The organism is Bradyrhizobium sp. Ken64, from assembly GCF_055807555.1.
In genome coordinates this window covers 175,454-195,201 of sequence record NZ_JBVVPA010000003.1, presented here as the reverse complement: position 1 = coordinate 195,201, position 19,748 = coordinate 175,454, and the positions used below count along the sequence as shown (strand labels likewise).

Below are 19,748 nucleotides of genomic sequence, written 5' to 3'. Positions count from 1 at the left end.
GTTCGAGCTTGTGGACATCAACATGATCCTGCAAACGCTCCCGCACCGCTTTCCGATGCTGCTGATCGATCGCGTGATCAACATCCGCACCGATTACAGCGGCATCGGCATCAAGAACGTCACCTTCAACGAGCCGCCGTTCCAGGGCCACTTTCCCGATCGCCCGGTCTATCCCGGCGTCATGATGATCGAAGCGATGGCGCAGACCGCGGGTGTGATCGGCATCAAGTCGGTCGAGGGCACCGAGAAGCCGCGCGCGGTGTATTTCCTGACCATCGACAAGTGCAAGTTCCGTAAGCCGGTGCTGCCCGGCGATACCATCGAATATCACATGCGCTCAATCGGCCGCCGCAAGGCCATGTGGTGGTTTCACGGCGACGCCAAGGTCAACGGCCAGGTGGTTGCGGAGGCCGACGTCGGCGCCATGCTGACCGACTGAGCGGGATCAACTTCTCTGGATACGCTCGCGCGCAGGACACGCGTAGCGTCTGCCGCTGACCTCGCGCTTGATGTTCTGGTTGAAGAACTGTCCCATGGACGGCGCGCCCAGCAGGCGCTCGACGGTGTCGACCGGCACGCCGCAATAGCGATCGTAAGCGCCGTTCACTGCTACGACGAGGCCCTGCTGCGCACGGTCGTAGCAGACCCGTTGGAGCACCGTGCTGCGGCTGATGTCGCGGCATTCGAATGTCGCGAGGTCGATGGGGCGGTGTTCGGCGGTCTCGATCGTCTCGGACACGATCGGCGCGGTCACGAGCTGTGCGAGGAGAAGTGCCAGGGCCCTGACCACGATACCTGAAGCTCCGCATGAACTTGTTGATGAGCCGGGAAGACTGCTTCACCCGGCCCTTGAAACACGGAGAGATCATACGTCACTGGACAGATCGGGCATAGTCGCGCTAACCAGCGGAAAACCGAGCGACTTCAACACCTAATCAGACCTTCTTGATGAGTCAGATTGCTTGATGAGTAAGATTGATCCCACCGCACGGATCGCGGACGGCGCCGTGATCGGCGAGGGCACCGAGATCGGCCCCTTCTGCATCATCGGCCCGCATGTCGTGATCGGCAGTAACTGCAAGCTGATCGGACATGTGCATATCACCGCGCAGACCACGATCGGTGACGATTGTACCATCTATCCGTTCGCCTCGCTCGGCACGCCGCCGCAATCGCTCAGCTATCGTGGCGAATTGACGAAGCTCAAGATCGGTTCGGGCTGCACGATCCGCGAGTCCGTGACCATGAACGCCGGCACGGTCGCAGGCGGTGGCATCACAGAGGTCGGCGACCGCAACTATTTCATGAATTGCAGCCATGTCGGCCATGACTGCCATGTCGGCAACGACGTGATCTTCGCGACCTCGGCCACGCTCGGCGGTCACTGCGAGATCGGTGATTTCGTCTTCATCGGCGGTCTGTCCGCGGTGCACCAGTTCACCCGCATCGGCCCGCAAGTTATGGTCGGCGGCGTGTGCGGCGTGCGCGACGACGTCATTCCGTTCGGCCTCGTCAACGGCCAATATGCCGTGCTCGAAGGCCTCAACCTGATCGGCATGAAGCGGCGCAAGTTCACCAAGCAGCGGCTTGCGACCGTGCGCGCGTTCTATCAGAAGCTCTTCCATGGCCCCGCGACCTTTGCCGAACGCCTGGAGGCGGCGCGGCCGCTCGCCGGTGAAGATCCGGCGATCGGCGAAATTCTCGACTTCATCGGCAAGGGCAAGCGCCCGCTCTGTCTTCCCGCCATCGCGAAGTGATGATGGGATGGCCGCAGGCATGACATCGGCGGCTTCGGAGATTTCATCGCCGGTCGGCGTGGTCGCTGGCGGCGGTGCGATGCCGTTCGCTGTCGCCGACTCGCTCGCCGCCCGCGGCATCACGCCGGTGTTGTTTCCGCTTCGGGGAGCCTGCGATCCGGCACGGGTGGAGAAATTCCGTCATCGCTGGATCTCGGTCGGCCAGCTCGGCCGCGCCATGCGGCTGTTTCGCGAGGAGGGCTGCCGCGACCTGATCTTCATCGGCACGCTGGTGAGGCCTTCGCTCTCGGAGGTCCGGGTCGACTTCACGACGCTTCGGCTGCTCGGCCATGTCATCCGCGCCTTCCGCGGCGGCGACGACCATTTGTTGTCCGGCGTCGGGCGCATTCTCGAGCAGGGCGGCTTTCGCATGGTCGGCATCAAGGATGTCGCGCCCGACCTCTTAATGCCCGAGGGCTGCATCAGCCGCGCCTGGCCGAGCGACACCGGCAAGACCGACATCGAGCGCGGACGCGCGGTGCTGACCGCGCTCGGTCCGTTCGACATCGGCCAGGCTGCGGTCGTGATCGACGGCCATGTGGTGGCGGTCGAGGACATCGAGGGCACCGATGCGCTGCTCGCGCGCGTGGCACGGCTGCGCGAAGAGGGTCGCATCCGCGCGGCCACCGGGCGGGGCGTGCTGGTGAAGGTCCCAAAGAGCGGGCAGGATCTGCGCTTCGACCTGCCGACGATCGGCCCGCGCACCCTCGAGGGCGTCGCCGCCGCAGGGCTGGCTGGGATCGCCGTCGTTGCCGGCAACACCATCGCCGCCGAGCCGGAGGCGATGATCGCGCTCGCCGACGCCAAATATCTCTTCGTCATCGGCCTGCCGGCGTGATGCAAGGCCGCGATCCCAAGCGCAAGATCTTCCTGATCGCCACGGAGGAATCCGGCGACCGGCTTGGCAGCGCCTTGATGAAGGTGCTGCGCCAGCGCCTCGGCGACGGCGTGCAGTTCGTGGGCGTCGGCGGCCACACCATGGCGCGCCAGGGCCTCGAGACGCTGTTTCCGATCGAGCAGCTTTCGATCGTGGGCTTCGCCGCGGTCGTGCAGCAATTGCCGAAGATCCTGCGGCTGATCCGCGAGACCGCGGAGGCCGTGACCGAAGCCGCGCCGGACGCGCTCGTCATCATCGACAGCCCCGACTTCACCCACCGTGTCGCCCGCCGCGTGCGGACGCGCAATCCGGCGATCCCGATCGTCGACTACGTCTCGCCGCAGCTCTGGGCCTGGCGGCCGGGGCGAGCGCGGACCATGCTCGGCTATGTCGACCATGTGCTCGGCCTGTTGCCGTTCGAGCCGGAGGAATATCGCAAGCTCGGCGGCCCGCCATGCAGCTATGTCGGCCATCCCCTGATCGAGCAATTGCCCTCGCTGCGGCCGAACGCGGAGGAGCAGGCGCGCCGCGACGGCGAGGCGCCGGTCTTGCTGGTGTTGCCCGGCAGCCGCCGCAGCGAGATCAGGCACCATCTCGATGTGTTCGGCGCCACGCTCGGCCGATTGCAGACGGAGGGCCGCACGTTCGAGCTGATGCTGCCGACCATGCCGCATCTCGAAGCCACCATCTGCGAAGGCATCGCGAGCTGGCCGGTCAAGCCTCAAATCGTGGTCGGCGAGAACGAGAAGCGCGCCGCCTTCCGCATCGCGCGCGCGGCACTGGCAAAATCCGGCACGGTGACGCTGGAGCTCGCGCTATCGGGCATCCCGATGGTGACGGCCTATCGCGTCGGCGCGATCGAAGCCTTCATCCTGCGCCGCGCGATCCGCGTCTCCTCGGTGATCCTCGCCAATCTCGTGATCGGCAAGGATGTCATCCCGGAGTTCCTGCAGGAAGACTGCACGCCGGAGAAGCTGGCGCCTGTGCTGTCGGAGCTGCTGACCGATTCACCGCTGCGCCGGCAGCAGGTGGAAGCGTTCGCCCAGCTCGATGCGATCATGTCGACCGGCAACACGTCGCCGAGCGTGCTCGCAGCGGATATCGTGCTGGCGACCATGCGCAAGGGCAGGCGGGTTAGCTAGGACGTGTACTCCCAAGCGTCGGCTTGCCAGCGCAAAGCGGAAGCCTCCTGAAGCGGGATCGGCGGCTTGTGGACCCAAAGCGGTCCTCCAGCGGTTCACCGGCTGAATTTTTGAGTGGCACCTTCAGGTGCTTGCAGCGTTTGGTTTGCTGGCCAGTCCGCACCGGCAACCTAGGTATTGAGGAGTGGGTCAATGAGGCCCCAGAGCGCAGATGATATTATCAGCAAAGTACCTGCCGTCACGTTCGGCTTCTGGATAATCAAAATCTTAGCCACCACGCTGGGCGAAACGGGCGGCGACGCGGTGACCATGAGCTGGCTGCACGCAGATCAGAACGCCCAAAACGGCGGATATCTGATCGGAACGGCTATCTTTCTGGCCATTTTCGTTGCCGCAGTCATTGCTCAGATTTCGACGCCGAAGTTCAATCCTTGGGTCTACTGGCTGGCCATCGTTGCTTCCACCACCGTGGGTACCGCGTTGGCGGATTTTTTTGATCGTTCATTGGGGATTGGTTATGTGGGAGGCTCATCCATCTTGCTGGCCTGTGTGCTTTGTTCCCTTGCTGCATGGTACACGACCTTGGGCTCGGTGAATGTCGACACGGTAACGTCCCCAAAGACCGAACTATTCTATTGGATCACCATTACGTTTTCGCAAACCTTGGGTACCGCTCTCGGAGATTGGGTCGCTGACGACTCCGGGCTGGGATACGATGGAGGCGCTCTACTGTTTGGTGCGGGACTTTTGGTGCTTGCGGCGCTGTACTACTGGACCAGGGTATCGCGGGTTTTTCTATTCTGGGCGGCCTTCATTCTCACGCGTCCTCTGGGGGCCACCGTTGGAGATTTTCTGGACAAGCCAGTCAGCCATGGCGGGCTCGCCCTGAGTCGTCCTTTAGCTTCCGTGGTCCTTCTCGCTGCAATCGTCTTGCTCGTCGCTATCCTGCCGCAGCGGCCAGGGCGGCATTCGGTCGATTGGGCTTCGCAGCCAAGGACCGAGTAGTCCAGTTCATCGGGGAGGTCGCCTTCTGGCCCCAACTCGGACCCAGGGTGAGGTACGCCAACGCGACTGCTCTCGGATGCGGAGTGGACCTCTACGAGGCAACTCGGGTTTGTGAGTACAGGCTCTAGCCGAGACCCGCGTCGACCTGAAAACACTGCCGCGTGACGCGCTGGCTCTCATCGGAAGCGAGGAACAGCGCCATGTTGGCGATGTCATCGGGCGTCACCGCGTCGGGAATAGCCTGACGCGTGCGCAGCTCGGCGATCGCATGGTCGTCCGGATACCACAGCCGGCGCTGGCGCTCCGTGATCACCATCCCCGGCGCGATCGCGTTGACGCGGATGCGGTCGGGCCCGAGCGACCGGGCCAGGGAGTTGGTGAAGCCGACGATGGCGGCCTTCGCAGCGGCGTAGACCGGCAGCCCCGGCGCGCCGCGCATCCAGGCAATCGATGACATGTTGATGATCGAACCGCCGCCGCGCGCCTGCATCTGCGGCACCACCGCTTGCGCGGCAAAGAAGACGTGCTTGAGGTTGACGCCGATCATCCAGTCGAACTCGGCCGGGGTCACCTCGGCCAGCACCTGACGCTGATCATTGGCGGCGTTGTTGACGAGAACCGCGGCATCGCCAAGCGATCTGTGCACCTGCGCCATGGCGCCGCGCAAGGCGTCGATGTCGAGGAGGTCGCAGGGCACGTACAGGGGTACAGTTCCGGTCGCCGCCTTCACTTCCGCGACGAGCGCCTGGCCGGCTGCTTCATCGAGATCCAGGAACGCGACGCGCGCCCCTTGCGCCGCGAACGCCCGCACGAAGGCGGCACCGATGCCGCTGGCGCCACCGGTGATCAACACCACGCGATCCCTAAGACCGGCATAGCTCGTTCTTGTCATGCGATCAGTCGCTCCGTCTCGGGGTCGAACAGGCAGATGCGGCGCGTGTCGAGCGCAAACGGGGCGGCGGCGCCCGGTGTGGGGCGGATGTCCGGCGTGATGCGCGCCAGCGCAGGCTCGCCCCCAAGCCGCAGCAGCACGATCGTTTCGGCCCCCGTCGGCTCGACCATCTCCACCGGCGCGTTGACGACGACGGGCGGATCGGCGGAGAACACCCGGCTGCCCTCGGCGATGCATTCCGGCCTGATCCCGATCACCACGTCACGGCCGACGAAGGGGGCCGCCGCGTCGTATTGGCCAAGGCGGAGGTGGACCTCGTCCGGCCGTCCCGCGCCGATCACGACCACCGGCCCGCCGGCATCGGCCTCTAGCCGTGCCGGCATCGTGTTCATCGGCGGCGAGCCCATGAAACGGGCCACGAACAGATTGGCGGGATAGCGATACACGGTGTCAGGGTCGGCAAACTGCTGCACCACGCCCCGGTGCATCACAGCAATGCGCGTCGCCATCGTCATCGCCTCGATCTGGTCGTGGGTGACATAGACGATGGTGGCGCCGATGCGCTGATGCAGGCGCTTGATCTCCATCCGCATCTCGACGCGCAGCTTGGCGTCGAGATTGGAGAGCGGCTCGTCGAACAGGAAGAGCAGGGGATCGCGCACCAGCGCCCGGCCCATCGCCACACGCTGACGCTGGCCGCCGGAGAGCTGCGACGGCTTGCGGCCGAGCAGCGGCTCGATCTGGAGCAGCCTGGCCACATTCGCCAGGGCTTTCTCCTGCTCCGCCTTTGGTACGTGGCGGCATTCCATGCCGAAGGTGATGTTCTGGCGCACCGTCATCGACGGATAGAGCGCGTAGGACTGGAACACCATGGCGATGTCGCGGTCCTTCGGCGGAACGTCGTTGACGATACGCCCGCCGATTTCCACGGTGCCTGCACTCGGGAGGTCGAGCCCGGCGATGATGTTGAGCAGCGTGGACTTGCCGCAGCCGGATGGTCCGACGAGCACAGTGAATTCACCGCTCTCGATGTCGAGATCGATGCCCTTCAGCACCTCCAGATTGGCGTAGCGCTTGGACAGGGAGCGAATGCTTAGTGCTGCCATGACAATCCGATCATTTCACGGCGCCGGCGGTGAGGCCGCGCACGAAATATTTGCCGCCGATCAGATAGATCAGCAGGGTCGGCAAGGCGGCGATCATCACCGCCGCGCTTTGCACGCCATGCTGCGGGATGTCGGCGACCGCGGCGGATAGCGCGATCAGCGCGGCGGTGACCGGCTGCTGCTGACCCGTCGTGAATGTCACGCCGTAGAGAAATTCGTTCCAGATATGCGTGAACTGCCAGATCACGGTGACGACCAGAATAGGCGGCGAGAGCGGCAGGATGATGCGCCAGAAAATACGAAAGAACCCTGCGCCATCGATGCGCGCGGCTCTTATCAAATCCTGCGGGATGGCAGTGTAGTAGTTTCGGCAGAACAAGACGGTAAAGGAGAGCCCCTGGATCGTATGGATCACGACCAGGCCCGTGAGCGTGTTCATCAGGCCCGTATCGCGCAACACGATGGTCCAGGGAAGCAAGCGCATCTGCTGGGGAAGGAAAAGCCCAAGTGTCACGATACCGTAGATCCAGCTATCGCCGCGAAAACGCCAGAGCGACACGGCGTAACCGGCGACTGCACCGAGCAGGGTCGAGAAGATCGTCGCGGGAATCGTGACCAGCGCGGAGTTCAGCATGTACGGCCGGATGCCGGCGCAGGTCTCCGCGACGCAGAAGCCGCTCCAGGCCGCGGCGTAATTGCTCCATGCCCATTGCTTCGGCCAGCCGATCATCGAGGCCTGCGCGATCTCCTCGTTGGTGCGGAGCGAGTTCAGCACGACAACAGCCAATGGCGCGAGCCATGCTGCAGCGATCAGCGAGACGACGAGATAGATCAGAATTCGGCCTGGCGCGAGGGTTCGCTCACGCATGGATCGCCCGCCGCCGCTGGACATAACGCCACGCTGCATAGGGCAGCAAAACCGCGAGAAGAATGAGCAACATGAGCACTGCCGCCGCCGCTCCGCGTCCGAGCAGGCTGCGCTGGAACATCAGGTCGTAGACGACGAGGGCCGGCAGCTGGGTGGCGATCCCAGGCCCACCATTGGTGAGCGCGCGGACGAGGTCGAAGGTCGAAATCGCGAACTGCAGCTGGATGACGATGACGGTGATGGTGATCGGCCAAAGGGTCGGCAGGATGACGCGCCGGTACATTCGGATCGGTCCGGCGCCGTCGATCTGCGCCGCCTTGATCAGGTCGGCGTCGACGGAGCGGAGGCCGGCGAGGAACAGCGCCATGGCGAAACCGGAGGATTGCCAGATCGCAGCGATGACAATGGTCCAAATGGCCATGTCGCGGTCGATCAGCCAGTCGAACCGGAAGGAGCTCCAGCCGAGGTCGCGAACCAGCTTCTGGATCCCGAGGCCAGGATTGAGCAGCCAACTCCAGACCGTGCCGGTGACCACGAATGACACCGCCAGAGGATAGAGGAAGATGGACCGCAGCAGGTTCTCGCCGCGAATGCGCTGATCGAGCAGGATCGCAAGGATGAGACCGGCCGCCAGACTCAGCAACACGAAGGCGCTGCCAAACAGCAGCAGATTGTCCAAGGCAATCTGCCAGTTCCGCGATGCTGCAACCGAAGAATAGTTGCGTAAGCCGACCCAGCCCGAGACCGGGACCAGAGTGGACGGCGTGAATGATATCCAGATCGTCCAGAGCGAGAACGCAATGAGGTGCGCGGCGGACAACAGCAGCGGCACCCAGATCGTCAAATATTCGGGCAGCCGGCGTACCCAGTCAGGGGCTGCCGGCCGGCCCGGTGTTGTCGGGATAGCGATGGTCAACGTGCGCCCTCGACGGCCTCGGCAAGGCGAGTGACCGCTTGCTCGGGCTTGATCGTCTTGTTTTTCACGTACTCCGTGATCACGTCGATGATCGCTGCGGTCATCCCGTTTTCCTGCGCCATGTTGTGCGCGAGACTGAGGACGGCCTGATTGCTGGCGATCGCGTCTTTCAGGGCTGCTGCGGTCCGCCGTTGCCCGTCCGACCAGCCTTCGCCGGACAGATCGACATCGGTGCGCACGGGTATCGATCCCGTGATCTGCGAATACATGGTCTGGATCGCCGGATCCATGACGAGCTGGGCCATCAGCTTCTGACCGGCTTGCAGGTCGGGCTCCTTGCGCTGCCAGAATATGAAGGCATCGGCATTCAGCAGGAAGACAGGCTTGCTGTTGTCGCTCGGGCCCGGGGCGATGATGAAGTCCTCGAACTTGAAACCCGCGTTGCGCAATACGCCCTGCGCCCACCCGCCCATGATCATCATGCCCATCTCGCCGTCGACGAAACGCTTCAGGTTGGTCGAAAAGTGCTGGGCGCCGACGTTGGGGTCCATCCAGTCGGCAATCTTGCGCACCTGGACGAAGGCGGCCTTTGTCTCCGGGCCCTCCAGGGCCTTCTTGTCCAGATTCATGAGGGCTGCGCGGTATGCAGTGGGACTGATGCCTGCCAAAGCGGCTTCGAATTTTTGGCCGTCGTCCGGGCGGGTGCCACCGTTGGCGATCGGATAGGGGACGCCGCCTGCTTTCATCTTCTCGGCAAGGTCGTTGAACTCGGCCCATGTGACGGGGATCTTGTCGGCCTTGGCCTTGTCCATCGCGCGTTTGGAGAGAAACAGCATGTTGGTGCTGTAGATCTGCAAGGGCAGCGCAATCCACTTGCCCCCCGGCTTGTGCAATTTTGCAAGGTCCGGAGCGATAACCTTTTCGTAGCCGGCGGCAGCGACGACGGCATCGAGATCGACCGTCGGGGCAATCTTGGACCAAGCCGCGATCTCGGGACCTTTGAGCTGCGAACAGGCCGGTGGATCGCCAGCCATGATCTGGGCACGCAGCTTGTTCATCATCTCGGTGGTGAAGCCGGGGACGGGCGAGTGCTGCCAAACCCCGCCTTTCTCCTCGAATTTCTTGCCGAGCGCCGTGATGGCAGCCCCATCGCTGCCCGCGGACCATTGCGAGATCGCAGTCAGACGCGGCTTGATCGCGCCTTGCGCTCGCGCAAAGGCCGGCAGTGCGAGCGCAGCCGCGGATCCGGCGAGCAGTTGGCGCCTTGTTGTCGTGATCGGCATGGCAGTTTCCTCCCGGTGTGAACTCTTTCGCGCGAGAGCCGCGCGGCATCAGGTATCTCAGGCGGCCTCGATTGATGCGGCCGGCATGCCGCCGCGGCAAGCGAGGCAGAAAGCCGCGAATGCCAGCGCCGCCCGCGGATCGTTGCCATTCGACGGCGGCACGAAAGCGAGCGACACTTGCGCGTGCTTGCGCCCGCCCAACAGACAGGCGTCGATCCCCTCGACGAGCGCGCTGCGATCGTCGTCGGCGAGAAGCGATGGCCAGCCGCTGATCGCGACGCCCTTGCATGGCTTCACGTTCAGCGTGTTGCCGATCGCAAGGCCAAGCCGGAACAGCCGCCGGCGCAATTCCTGCCGCACACGCGACGAGAGCGGTATCGCGGTCACCCATTCGCTGCCGGGTTGAAGCAACTCGGCTTCCGCGACGCCAAGAAGCTCGGCCAGGGCCGGAAGCGACGTATAGGCCTCGACGCAGCCATGATGACCACAGCGGCAAATTGGACCGTCGGCTCCGAACACCATGTGGCCGAGCTCGACCGGCTGGAGGGCATCGTCCTCCATCGGATCATCCATCCAGGTGCCTGCGACGCCCTGACCGACGAAGACGAAGAGATGCGCGCCGCTGAATGGATAATGCTCCGTGCGGCAACGGTGAAAAATGGCGTGCGCGACGACCGAATTGGTGAACTCGACCGGCACGCCGGCAAAATTCTCGCCGAACATCTCGCTGATACGCCCGATGTCGCAGGGAATGATCGGATTGCTTGATGCGCTCGAGCGGCCGAGGCCCGGAATTGAGACGCCGATCTGCGCGAGGGGGATGTGCCGGCGCCGCGTCCAGTCGCGCAGCAATGTCATCGCCTCGCGAAACGCCTGGCCGACCGTTGCGACCGTCGGCGTCTTCGGCAGCGGCACATGCCCGGTGTCGTGCAGTTCGCCCGACAGGCCCCCGACGCCGACGCTGAGCCGCTGGGTGGTCAGCTCGAAAGCCGCAAGCGCCACCGTCTTATCAAGCGACACGAGGCCGGTCGGGCCGCCGACATAAGGGGCAGGGCGCCGGACTTCCTCGATCAGGCCTTCGGCCTTCAGGTCGAACAGGATGCGCGACAGGCTCGCTTCCGACAGGCGCACGGCCTTGGCCAGCGGCGGACGAAACGACCCGCCCGACTGAAGCAGATGAGTCAAAATGGCAGCACGCGTCTGCCGCCGACTTCTCGGCTGCTCCGGCATTTCCATCCCTGTCGTCATTCTTACTTAGAGTAAGAATTTGCGCGCGAAGCGTTTCGACGTCAAGCGTCGGCCGACGCATTGCGCCGACTTGTTGTTGTGCGCGGCAGCAAGATTGTGTCGGCGCAAAACAAAAACGGCGCCATCGGGAGATGGCGCCGCTTCGAAAGCCGTGATGGCTCGACCTTACTTCCGGTTGTTGATCGCGACGTAGTCGCGCTTGGTAACGCCGGTGTAGAGCTGGCGCGGACGGCCGATCTTCTGCTGGGGATCCTCGATCATCTCGCTCCACTGGCTGATCCAGCCGACGGTGCGGGCGACCGCGAACAGCACGGTGAACATCGAGACCGGGAAGCCCATCGCCTTCAGCGTGATGCCCGAATAGAAGTCGACGTTCGGATAGAGCTTGCGGTCGATGAAGTACTGGTCGCTGAGCGCGATCTTCTCGAGCTCGAGCGCCACCTTCAGCATCGGATCGTCGCCATGGCCGGTCTCCTTGAGCACGGCGTGACACATCTTCTGCATGATCTTGGCGCGCGGATCGTAGTTCTTGTAGACGCGGTGACCGAATCCCATCAGGCGGACTTCGGAGTTCTTGTCCTTCACCTTGGCGATGAACTCGGGGATCTTGTCGACCGAGCCGATCTCGGCGAGCATCGCGAGCGCGGCTTCGTTGGCGCCGCCATGCGCCGGGCCCCACAGGCAGGCGATGCCGGCGGCGATGCAGGCGAACGGGTTGGCGCCGGAGGAGCCGGCGATACGCACGGTCGAGGTCGAGGCGTTCTGCTCGTGGTCGGCGTGCAGGATGAAGATCTTGTCCAGCGCGTCAGCCAGCACCGGGTTGATCTTGTAGTCCTCGCACGGCACGGCGAAGCACATGTGCAGGAAGTTCTCGGCGAACTTCAGCGAGTTTTTCGGATACACGAAGGGCTGGCCGACCGTGTACTTGTAGGCCATCGCAGCCAAGGTCGGGATCTTGGCGATCATGCGCATGGAGGCGATCATGCGCTGCTTCGGATCGTTGATGTCGGTCGAGTCGTGATAGAACGCGGCGAGCGCGCCGACAGCCGCCACCATGATCGCCATCGGATGGGCGTCGCGGCGGAAGCCCTGGAAGAAGCGGGCCATCTGCTCGTGCACCATCGTGTGATGGATCACGCGGTCGTCGAAATCCTTCTTCTGCGCGGCGGTGGGAAGCTCCCCGAACAGCAGCAGATAGCAGGTCTCGAGGAAGTCGCCGTTCTCGGCGAGCTGCTCGATCGGATAGCCGCGGTATTCCAGCACGCCCGCGTCACCGTCGATATAGGTGATCTTGGACTGGCAGCTCGCGGTCGAGGTGAAGCCCGGGTCGTAGGTGAAAAGGCCGGACTGGCCGTAGAGCTTGCCGATATCGATGACGTCGGGCCCGACGCTGCCGCTGTGGATCGGAAGATCGAAATTCTTGTTTCCGACCGTCAGTGTGGCGGTCTTATTGCTTGGTTTTGCGTCCATCAGAGGTCCCCGATGTATGGTGAAACGGGCCGGACCCGGAGGCCCCGATGAGATATCGCGGGGCAGGCCGGATGTTCCAGAAGGTACGGCTGAGATGGGTATATTATTGCTGTGTGCGCTGCAAGATGGCGCCACGCATGGTCGACTTACGTCGTAGCCCGGTTCTTGGCCCCGGTCCTTGGCCTAGTCCTTGGCCTGATCTTTAAGCCGGCCCAGGCTTTCCTGGCGTCCCAGGACGTCCAAAACCTCGAATATGCCGGGCGACGTCGTCCGGCCGGTCAGCGCCGCCCGCAGCGGCTGGGCGACCGCGCCGAGCTTGAGACCATTTTCCTCGGCAAAGGCGCGCAGCGCGGCTTCCGCATTGGCCGCGCTCCAAGTTTCGACTTTCTCCAGCGCGGAATGAAGCTGGCCGATCAGCTTGCGGTTCTCAGGCGTCAGCAGCGCTGCCGCCTTCGGATCAAGCTCCAGCGGCCGATCGGCGAAGATGAAATAGGCGCCGTCGATCAGCTCGATCAGCGTCTTGGCGCGCTCCTTCAGGGCCGGCATGGCCTTCAGGAGCTGCGCGCGCGTGGTGTCGTTTAACTTGGCCTTAAGCTCGTCGCGGCTCGGCACGACGTGGTCGAGCACGTCCTCGAACATCTTCACGAGTGATTGATCGTCGGCATTGCGGATGTAGTGGCCGTTGAGGTTTTCCAGCTTGGCGAAATCGAAGCGCGCTGCTGCGCGGCCGACGCTGGCGAGGTCGAAGGCGGCGATCATCTCCTCGGTGGAGAAGATCTCCTGGTCGCCGTGGCTCCAGCCGAGCCGGACGAGATAATTGCGGAGCGCGGCCGGGAGGTATCCCATGGCGCGGTAGGCATCGACGCCAAGCGCGCCGTGCCTCTTGGAGAGCTTCGAACCGTCCGGGCCGTGGATCAGGGGGATGTGGGACATGCTCGGCAGCGTCCAGCCCATCGCGTCGTAGATCTGCTTTTGGCGGGCCGCGTTGATCAGATGGTCGTCGCCGCGGATGACATGGGTGACACCCATGTCGTGGTCGTCGACCACCACGGCGAGCATGTAGGTCGGGTTGCCATCGCCGCGCAGCAGGACGAGGTCGTCGAGATTCTCGTTCTGCCAGACCACGCGGCCCTGGACCTGATCGTCGATCACGGTCTCGCCGGTCTGCGGCGCGCGGAGCCGGATGGTGGGCTTCACGTCGGTTGGGGCCGTCGCCGGATCGCGGTCGCGCCACAGACCGTCATAGAGGCGGGTACGCCCCTCTGCGCGCGCCTTCTCGCGCATCGCGGTCAGCTCCTCGGCGGTGGCGTAGCAGCGATAGGCCTTGCCGTCGGCGAGCAGCTGCTCGGCGACCTCGCGGTGGCGGGCGGCGCGGCTGAACTGGTAGATGACGTCGCCATCCCAGCCGAGCTCCAGCCATTTCAGGCCGTCGAGGATGGCGCCGATCGCGGCCTCGGTGGAGCGCTCCCGGTCGGTGTCCTCGATCCGGAGCAGCATCTTGCCGCCGTGCTTCTTCGCATAGAGCCAGTTGAACAGGGCCGTGCGCGCGCCCCCGATATGGAGGAAGCCGGTCGGCGAGGGAGCGAAGCGGGTGACGACGGGAGAGGTCATTCTTGGCAAGGCCTATGCATTGGAGGCGGTGGTATATAACAGGACCGGTGCATAACTAAAGCCCGGCAGCGGACGGCTTAAGGCCTTGCTTAAGCCCTTGGCTCAGCGTCCCGAATTTGGCAGAAGGGCCGCTGATTTCCCTACAGGATTTTCGTAATGACAGAACCGGTGGCGAACGAGGTTGGGCGCGATTTCATTCGTGACATCATCCAGGCCGACCTCGAGCAGGCCAAATACAAGGAGATCGTGACCCGGTTCCCGCCGGAGCCGAACGGTTACCTGCATATCGGCCACGCCAAGTCGATCGCGCTCAATTTCGGCATCGCCCAGGAGTTTCCGGGCCGCTGCCATCTGCGCTTCGACGACACCAACCCGGTGAAGGAAGAGCAGGAATATATCGATTCCATCCAGGCCGACGTGCGCTGGCTCGGCTTCGACTGGGGCAAGAACCTGTTCTTCGCCTCGGACTATTTCGACCGCCTCTACGAATGGGCGGAGCAGCTGATCCGCGACGGGCTCGCCTATGTGGACGACCAGACCCAGGAGGAGATCCGCGCCTCGCGCGGCACGCTGACCGAACCCGGCAAGAACTCGCCGTTCCGCGATCGCAGCGTGGATGAAAATCTCGATCTCTTCCGACGCATGAAGGCGGGCGAATTCCCGAACGGCGCGCGCGTGCTGCGGGCCAAGATCGACATGGGTGCGGGCAACATCAATCTGCGCGACCCCGTGCTGTACCGCATCCTGCATGCGCACCATCCGCGCACCGGGACCAAGTGGAGCATCTATCCGAGCTACGACTATGCCCACGGCCAGTCGGACGCCATCGAGGGCATTACGCACTCGATCTGCACGCTGGAATTCGAGGACCACCGGCCGCTCTACGACTGGTTCATCGAGAAGCTGCCGGTGCCGTCGAAGCCGCACCAGTACGAATTCGCGCGGCTGAACCTGACCTACACGCTGCTGTCCAAGCGTGTGCTGACCCAGCTCGTCCGCGAGGGCCATGTCGCGGGCTGGGACGATCCGCGCATGCCGACCATGGCGGGGATGCGCCGCCGGGGCGTGCCGCCGGCGGCCTTGCGGGAGTTCGTCAAGCGCATCGGCGTCGCCAAGGCCAACAGCGTCGTTGATGTCGGCATGCTCGAGTTCTGCATCCGCGAGGAGCTGAACCGGACGTCACAGCGGCGGATGGCGGTGCTGAAGCCGCTCAAGGTCGTGATCGAGAATTATCCGGAAGGGCAGACCGAGGAGCTCGAGGCGATCAATCATCCGGACGATCCCTCCGCCGGAACCCGGAAGATCACGTTCGGCCGTGAGCTCTATATCGAGCAGGACGACTTCATGGAGAACCCGCCGAAAAAGTTCTTTCGTCTGTCGCCGGGCAACGAGGTGCGGCTGCGCTACGCCTATTTCGTCAAGTGCACCGGCGTGATCAAGAACGATGCCGGCGAAGTGGTGGAATTGCGTTGCACCTACGATCCCGCGACCAAGGGCGGTAACGCGCCCGACGGCCGCAAGGTCAAGGCCACAATGCACTGGCTGTCGGCGGCAACATCCGTGCCCGCGGAAATCCGCGTCTACAACCAGCTATTTGCCAGTCCGAGCCCGGACGCCTCGAACTTCGCCGCCGACCTCAATCCGCAGTCGCTGGAAATTCTCGCTGATGCCTGCGTCGAGGCGTCGGTTGCGAAAAGCAATTCGACCGAGCCGATGCAGTTCGAGCGCCAGGGCTATTTCGTGCGCGACAAGGACTCGACCCCCGGCAGACCGGTATTTTCCAGGACCATCGGCCTGCGCGACACGTTCGCGAAGGAAGTGGCTAAAGGCTGAAAAGAGCTGCGAGACCACAATGAGCGACGAAGCCGACGCCATCGTTTCCGCCATCATCGCGAAATGGCGCGCCGGCTTCGCCATGCTCGACGCCGCTGCCCTCTCGTCTCTGTATTCGAAGAATGCCTTCTTCTTCGGCTCCAACCCGAAGCTCTACCAGGGCAGGGACGGCGTCGCAGACTATTTCAATGGCCTGCCACGCTGGCGCAAACCGAGCGCGGTGTTCTCCGAAGTGAATGCGGCGAGGGCAGGTCCTGATCTGATCAACATGGCTGCAACCATCTCGTTCGATCTCGCCGGCGAACGTCCCGATTTCTCGGTCAAGATGAGCTGGGTCATCATTCGCGAGGACGGCGACTGGAAGATCGTCAATCACCATGCTTCGTCGCAGGCGCCGCTGATCTGACCAGCCGGGCACACGGCTTCGTCATTCTCGTGAGAGAACGAACTTGCATCCCGCGCGTTGGGGTGGGTCCAACAAGGAACCCACCATGCAGAACATCGCAGAGCATATGGAAGTCATCGGCGCCGATGGCGTCCACATCGGCACCGTCGACAAGGTCGAAGGCAATCGCATCAAGCTGACCAAGAAGGACAGCGGCGAGGGCAGCCACAAGGGACATCATCACTTCATCGACAAGGGCCTCGTCGCCGACATCGAGGGCAACAAGGTCCGGCTGTCGGCCAAGGCGGATGTCGCGGTGACGATGGAAGAGGAAAAGTAGCGGTCGCGCCCTTTCGTTCCTGATCCGTACCGCTATCCGCCCGCCTGCACGTTCCGGTAGCTTCTCGCTTCGTTGCGTATTATCGAGTGCAGGGAATGGCGGAGCCGGGCCGGACGGTACGGTCGCAGGGGATCGCGGGGACGTGGCCCGGGGGCCGCACCGCGTCTGCGGGCGGCCTTGCGGCTGCAGGCCTCGACCTCTGGACATCGCTGGCCGAGACCCTCCGCGCGTGGCTACGCGCCGAGGCTGGCGCCGGGCGGCTGTTGCCGTGGGTGCCCGTGGCGTTTGGCTGCGGCATCGCGCTTTATTTCTCCGCAGATCATGAGCCGGTGCTGTGGGTCGTTGCCACGAGCGCCGTCGCGCTCCTGCTTGGCGCGGCTCTGTTGCGGCGGAGCCGGTTGTTCGCCCCGGCCATCATGATCGCGGCGGTCGCGGCCGGCTTTGCCGTCGCGACCTGGAAGACGGCGCGCATCGCCCACCCCGTGCTGGCAAAGGCGCTCTATTCGGTGTCGTTGTCGGGCTTCGTCGAGGCCCGCGACATTCGCGAGCGTACAGATCGTTTTGTGCTGCGCGTCACCGCGATGGAGGCGCAGCGCAGCGACGTCAGGCTCGAGCGCGTGCGCCTGTCGGTCCGCAAGGGCACCGCGCCGGAGGTAGGCAGCTTCGTTCAGCTGAAGGCGCGGCTGATGCCGCCGCTCGCGCCGGTGCGGCCTGGCAGTTACGACTTTTCGCGCGACATGTTCTTCCAGGGCATCGGCGCCTCCGGCTTCGCAATGGGCGCCATCACGGTGGCGGCGCCCCCTGAGACCGCCGGCTTGCGGCTGCGTTATGCGGCCTTCATGCAAGGCTTGCGCGATGCGATCGATGCCCGCATCCGGGCGACGCTCGACGGCGACAACCGGGCGATCGCGACCGCGCTGCTCACCGGGCGACGCGATGCGATCACCACGCCCGTCAACGACGCGATGTTCATCTCCGGTCTCGGCCACGTGCTCTCGATCTCCGGTTATCACATGGCCGTCGTGGCCGGTGTCGTGTTCTTCGCGGTGCGCGCGCTGCTCGCTTTGGTTCCGGGATTGGCGGCCGGCTTCGCCATCAAGAAATGGTCGGCCGCCGCCGCGCTGGTCGCCGCCGCGTTCTACCTGCTGCTGTCGGGCGCGGAGGTCGCAACGCAAAGGTCGTTCTTCATGACGGCGGTGGTGCTGATCGCGGTGATGGTCGATCGCCGTGCCATCACCTTCCGCACGTTGGCTGTCGCCGCGCAGATCGTGCTGGCGGTCGCGCCGGAAGCGCTGGTGCATCCGAGTTTTCAGATGTCGTTTGCGGCAACGCTGGGGCTGGTGGCGCTGGTGCAGATCGGCATGCCCAATTTGTTTGCCTCGCCGGACCATTCGGCGACCGCGCGCATTGCGATGTGGGGTGGCCGCGAGATCGCGATGCTGTTCATGGCCTCGCTGATTGCGGGACTTGCGACTACGCCCTATGCCGCGTTCCATTTCCACCGTGTCACGCCGTTCGGCGTGCTCGCCAATCTCGGCGCGATGCCGGTGGTCTCGGCGCTGGTGATGCCGGCGGGACTGTTGGGGCTGCTTGCTGCGCCGTTCGGGCTGGACAGCGTGTTCTGGTGGCTGATGGGGATCGGCATCGAGTGGATGGTCGCGGTCTCCCGCTGGGTCGCGGCATTGCCGGGCGCGGTCGGCCGCATCCCGGCGTTCGGGATCGCGCCGCTGATCGCGGCGAGCCTGGGAATCATCGTGCTGGGCTTGTTGCGCACGCCGCTGCGCTGGTCCGGCGCCCTGGTGCTGCTGGCAGCGATCCTCTGGGGACTGTCGGCGCGGCAGCCCGACATCCTGATTGCCGGGGATGGCGCGAGCGTCGCGGTGCGGGGCAGGGACGGATATCTGCACCTGATCAGGACCAACAAGGACAGCTTTCTGCTGAGGGAATGGCTCGCTGCCGACGCCGATCCGCGCGATGCCGGCAGAGCCTCGCTGGCCGATGGCGTGTCCTGTGACGAATCCGGCTGCGTGACGCCACTGGCCGACGGGAGGCTGGTCGCGCTGGCACTGCGCGTCGACGCTCTCGCGGACGATTGCAGTCGGGCCGCGCTGGTGGTGACGACACGTCCCGCGCCGTCCGATTGCGCGGCGATGGTGGTCGATCGGCAGCGGCTCGCCAGCCAGAGCGCCCTGGCGCTGACGCAGCGTGGTGACGGGTTTGTAGTTCAGGCGGTGAGGGCGAGAGGCACGAGCCGCCCCTGGTTGCCGGCCGGCGCCGGTGAGGGTGATTTCGACGGCAGCCTTGCGCCGAAGGCGACCGCGTCCCGCATCAAGGACGCAACGCCCGCGGAGACGGACTTGCAGGCCGACGATTGATCTGATGGTGCGGAGCAATGCAGTGGGTTGGCGCATCCGCTCGGATTCGCCGGGCGCAAACCACACCTTCTCGCCGGCCACGGCCGGCGATGGCGATTCAATCCTGACCTCCGACCTCGTAGCCGGAGGGCGGCTGTGTCAGCCGATCGGCAGGTGCGTGACGGTCGGCTGCCTGTCGGCGATGATTTGCGCCTTGTTCTCGCGCTCGGTGACCGACTGAGTCACCGGCAGTTGCAGCACGGTCGCTCGCTGGCCTTCGACGAGCTGCGTCACCAGCACGTATTTGCCGTCGGGGAATTCGATCGCGTCATGATGGCGGTCGGGAACGTGCGGATCGATCTTGCCGAACTTGCCCACGCGGGAATTGATGGTGCGCGTCCAGATCCAGCGATTGTCGTAGCGGACGTCGTCGGCGAAGGCGAGCTCCGTTCCCGGCAGCAGGCAGACGGCAACAGACGGATCGGCTGCGGAGGCGAAGCCGCGCGTCGAGGTGCCGCGGAAGCTTGTCGTGACGATCGTCTCGCCGACTTCGGCGGGGCGCGACGCGACGGCATGCAGGCTGTAGTCACACATCGGGTGCTCCTCATGCTGGGATAGCAAC

The 19,748-nt window shown here is 64.3% G+C and carries 19 protein-coding genes; 9 read left to right on the top strand and 10 right to left on the bottom strand.

Annotated features, from left to right (window positions below; all coding sequences use genetic code 11):
* Nucleotides 1–22 precede the first annotated feature (22 nt).
* Nucleotides 23–439 (top strand): 3-hydroxyacyl-ACP dehydratase FabZ, encoded by a 417-nt coding sequence (fabZ, locus tag AC0L2F_RS06780; protein WP_050992707.1) that lies wholly within the window; start codon nucleotides 23–25, stop codon nucleotides 437–439.
* Nucleotides 440–445: 6 nt separating this feature from the next.
* Here the strand turns inward: fabZ and AC0L2F_RS06775 are convergent, their stop codons facing one another.
* Nucleotides 446–790 (bottom strand): KTSC domain-containing protein, encoded by a 345-nt coding sequence (locus tag AC0L2F_RS06775; RefSeq protein ID WP_473247910.1) that lies wholly within the window; start codon nucleotides 788–790, stop codon nucleotides 446–448.
* A 175-nt stretch (nucleotides 791–965) separates the two neighbouring features.
* On the opposite strand from AC0L2F_RS06775, the gene lpxA reads away from it, so the two are divergent.
* The 4 genes from lpxA (at nucleotide 966) to AC0L2F_RS06755 (ending at nucleotide 4,820) form a co-directional block, all read left to right on the top strand.
* Nucleotides 966–1,757, top strand: a complete 792-nt coding sequence (gene lpxA, locus AC0L2F_RS06770) for an acyl-ACP--UDP-N-acetylglucosamine O-acyltransferase (protein WP_007610866.1) — start codon at nucleotides 966–968, stop codon at nucleotides 1,755–1,757.
* Nucleotides 1,758–1,776: 19 nt separating this feature from the next.
* Nucleotides 1,777–2,634 carry an LpxI family protein gene (locus AC0L2F_RS06765; RefSeq protein WP_007610857.1) on the top strand — a complete coding sequence of 286 codons (858 nt, stop codon included), beginning with the start codon at nucleotides 1,777–1,779 and terminating at the stop codon, nucleotides 2,632–2,634.
* Nucleotides 2,631–3,815, top strand: a complete 1,185-nt coding sequence (gene lpxB / locus AC0L2F_RS06760; protein WP_088931095.1) for a lipid-A-disaccharide synthase — start codon at nucleotides 2,631–2,633, stop codon at nucleotides 3,813–3,815. Before AC0L2F_RS06765 ends, lpxB begins: the two co-directional genes overlap by 4 nt.
* A gap of 192 nt (nucleotides 3,816–4,007) precedes the next feature.
* Complete coding sequence (locus AC0L2F_RS06755; RefSeq protein ID WP_007610855.1) at nucleotides 4,008–4,820, top strand: COG4705 family protein; 813 nt, start codon at nucleotides 4,008–4,010, stop codon at nucleotides 4,818–4,820.
* 124 nt (nucleotides 4,821–4,944) lie between these two features.
* Here the strand turns inward: AC0L2F_RS06755 and AC0L2F_RS06750 are convergent, their stop codons facing one another.
* The 8 genes from AC0L2F_RS06750 to gltX all read right to left on the bottom strand — a co-directional run bounded on the left by AC0L2F_RS06750 (nucleotide 4,945) and on the right by gltX (nucleotide 14,214).
* Nucleotides 4,945–5,712, bottom strand: a complete 768-nt coding sequence (locus tag AC0L2F_RS06750) for an SDR family NAD(P)-dependent oxidoreductase (RefSeq protein WP_473247909.1) — start codon at nucleotides 5,710–5,712, stop codon at nucleotides 4,945–4,947.
* Entirely contained in the window at nucleotides 5,709–6,818 is a 1,110-nt protein-coding gene (locus tag AC0L2F_RS06745; RefSeq protein ID WP_007610851.1) for an ABC transporter ATP-binding protein, read from the bottom strand. The genes AC0L2F_RS06750 and AC0L2F_RS06745 overlap by 4 nt, the downstream gene beginning before the upstream one ends.
* Nucleotides 6,819–6,828: 10 nt before the next feature.
* Nucleotides 6,829–7,686 carry a carbohydrate ABC transporter permease gene (locus tag AC0L2F_RS06740; protein WP_007610848.1) on the bottom strand — a complete coding sequence of 286 codons (858 nt, stop codon included), beginning with the start codon at nucleotides 7,684–7,686 and terminating at the stop codon, nucleotides 6,829–6,831.
* Nucleotides 7,679–8,602, bottom strand: a complete 924-nt coding sequence (locus AC0L2F_RS06735; RefSeq protein ID WP_473247907.1) for a carbohydrate ABC transporter permease — start codon at nucleotides 8,600–8,602, stop codon at nucleotides 7,679–7,681. The genes AC0L2F_RS06740 and AC0L2F_RS06735 overlap by 8 nt, the downstream gene beginning before the upstream one ends.
* Nucleotides 8,599–9,885 (bottom strand): ABC transporter substrate-binding protein, encoded by a 1,287-nt coding sequence (locus AC0L2F_RS06730; RefSeq protein ID WP_473247905.1) that lies wholly within the window; start codon nucleotides 9,883–9,885, stop codon nucleotides 8,599–8,601. Before AC0L2F_RS06730 ends, AC0L2F_RS06735 begins: the two co-directional genes overlap by 4 nt.
* 57 nt (nucleotides 9,886–9,942) lie before the next feature.
* A complete protein-coding gene (locus tag AC0L2F_RS06725; RefSeq protein ID WP_473248061.1) occupies nucleotides 9,943–11,121 on the bottom strand; it encodes an ROK family transcriptional regulator in 1,179 nt (392 codons plus the stop codon).
* A gap of 177 nt (nucleotides 11,122–11,298) precedes the next feature.
* Nucleotides 11,299–12,603, bottom strand: coding sequence for a citrate synthase (gltA, locus tag AC0L2F_RS06720; protein ID WP_007610837.1), 1,305 nt, complete (start codon nucleotides 12,601–12,603; stop codon nucleotides 11,299–11,301).
* A 183-nt stretch (nucleotides 12,604–12,786) separates the two neighbouring features.
* Nucleotides 12,787–14,214 carry a glutamate--tRNA ligase gene (gene gltX / locus AC0L2F_RS06715; protein ID WP_473247904.1) on the bottom strand — a complete coding sequence of 476 codons (1,428 nt, stop codon included), beginning with the start codon at nucleotides 14,212–14,214 and terminating at the stop codon, nucleotides 12,787–12,789.
* Nucleotides 14,215–14,370: 156 nt separating this feature from the next.
* Between gltX and AC0L2F_RS06710 the strand changes: the two genes are divergently transcribed.
* The 4 genes from AC0L2F_RS06710 to AC0L2F_RS06695 all read left to right on the top strand — a co-directional run bounded on the left by AC0L2F_RS06710 (nucleotide 14,371) and on the right by AC0L2F_RS06695 (nucleotide 19,147).
* Nucleotides 14,371–16,047, top strand: a complete 1,677-nt coding sequence (locus tag AC0L2F_RS06710; RefSeq protein ID WP_063996185.1) for a glutamine--tRNA ligase/YqeY domain fusion protein — start codon at nucleotides 14,371–14,373, stop codon at nucleotides 16,045–16,047.
* Nucleotides 16,048–16,066: 19 nt separating this feature from the next.
* The gene (locus AC0L2F_RS06705) at nucleotides 16,067–16,453 is read left to right on the top strand and encodes a nuclear transport factor 2 family protein (RefSeq protein ID WP_063996186.1); all 387 of its coding nucleotides are present in this window, start codon (nucleotides 16,067–16,069) and stop codon (nucleotides 16,451–16,453) included.
* 85 nt (nucleotides 16,454–16,538) lie between these two features.
* Nucleotides 16,539–16,772 carry a DUF2171 domain-containing protein gene (locus AC0L2F_RS06700; RefSeq protein ID WP_007610829.1) on the top strand — a complete coding sequence of 78 codons (234 nt, stop codon included), beginning with the start codon at nucleotides 16,539–16,541 and terminating at the stop codon, nucleotides 16,770–16,772.
* A 95-nt stretch (nucleotides 16,773–16,867) separates the two neighbouring features.
* Complete coding sequence (locus AC0L2F_RS06695) at nucleotides 16,868–19,147, top strand: ComEC/Rec2 family competence protein (protein ID WP_473247902.1); 2,280 nt, start codon at nucleotides 16,868–16,870, stop codon at nucleotides 19,145–19,147.
* Between the two features lie 138 nt (nucleotides 19,148–19,285).
* On the opposite strand, the gene AC0L2F_RS06690 is transcribed toward AC0L2F_RS06695, so the two are convergent.
* On the bottom strand, nucleotides 19,286–19,720 hold the full coding sequence (locus AC0L2F_RS06690) for a hypothetical protein (protein WP_007610825.1): 435 nt from the start codon (nucleotides 19,718–19,720) through the stop codon (nucleotides 19,286–19,288).
* Nucleotides 19,721–19,748 lie beyond the last annotated feature (28 nt).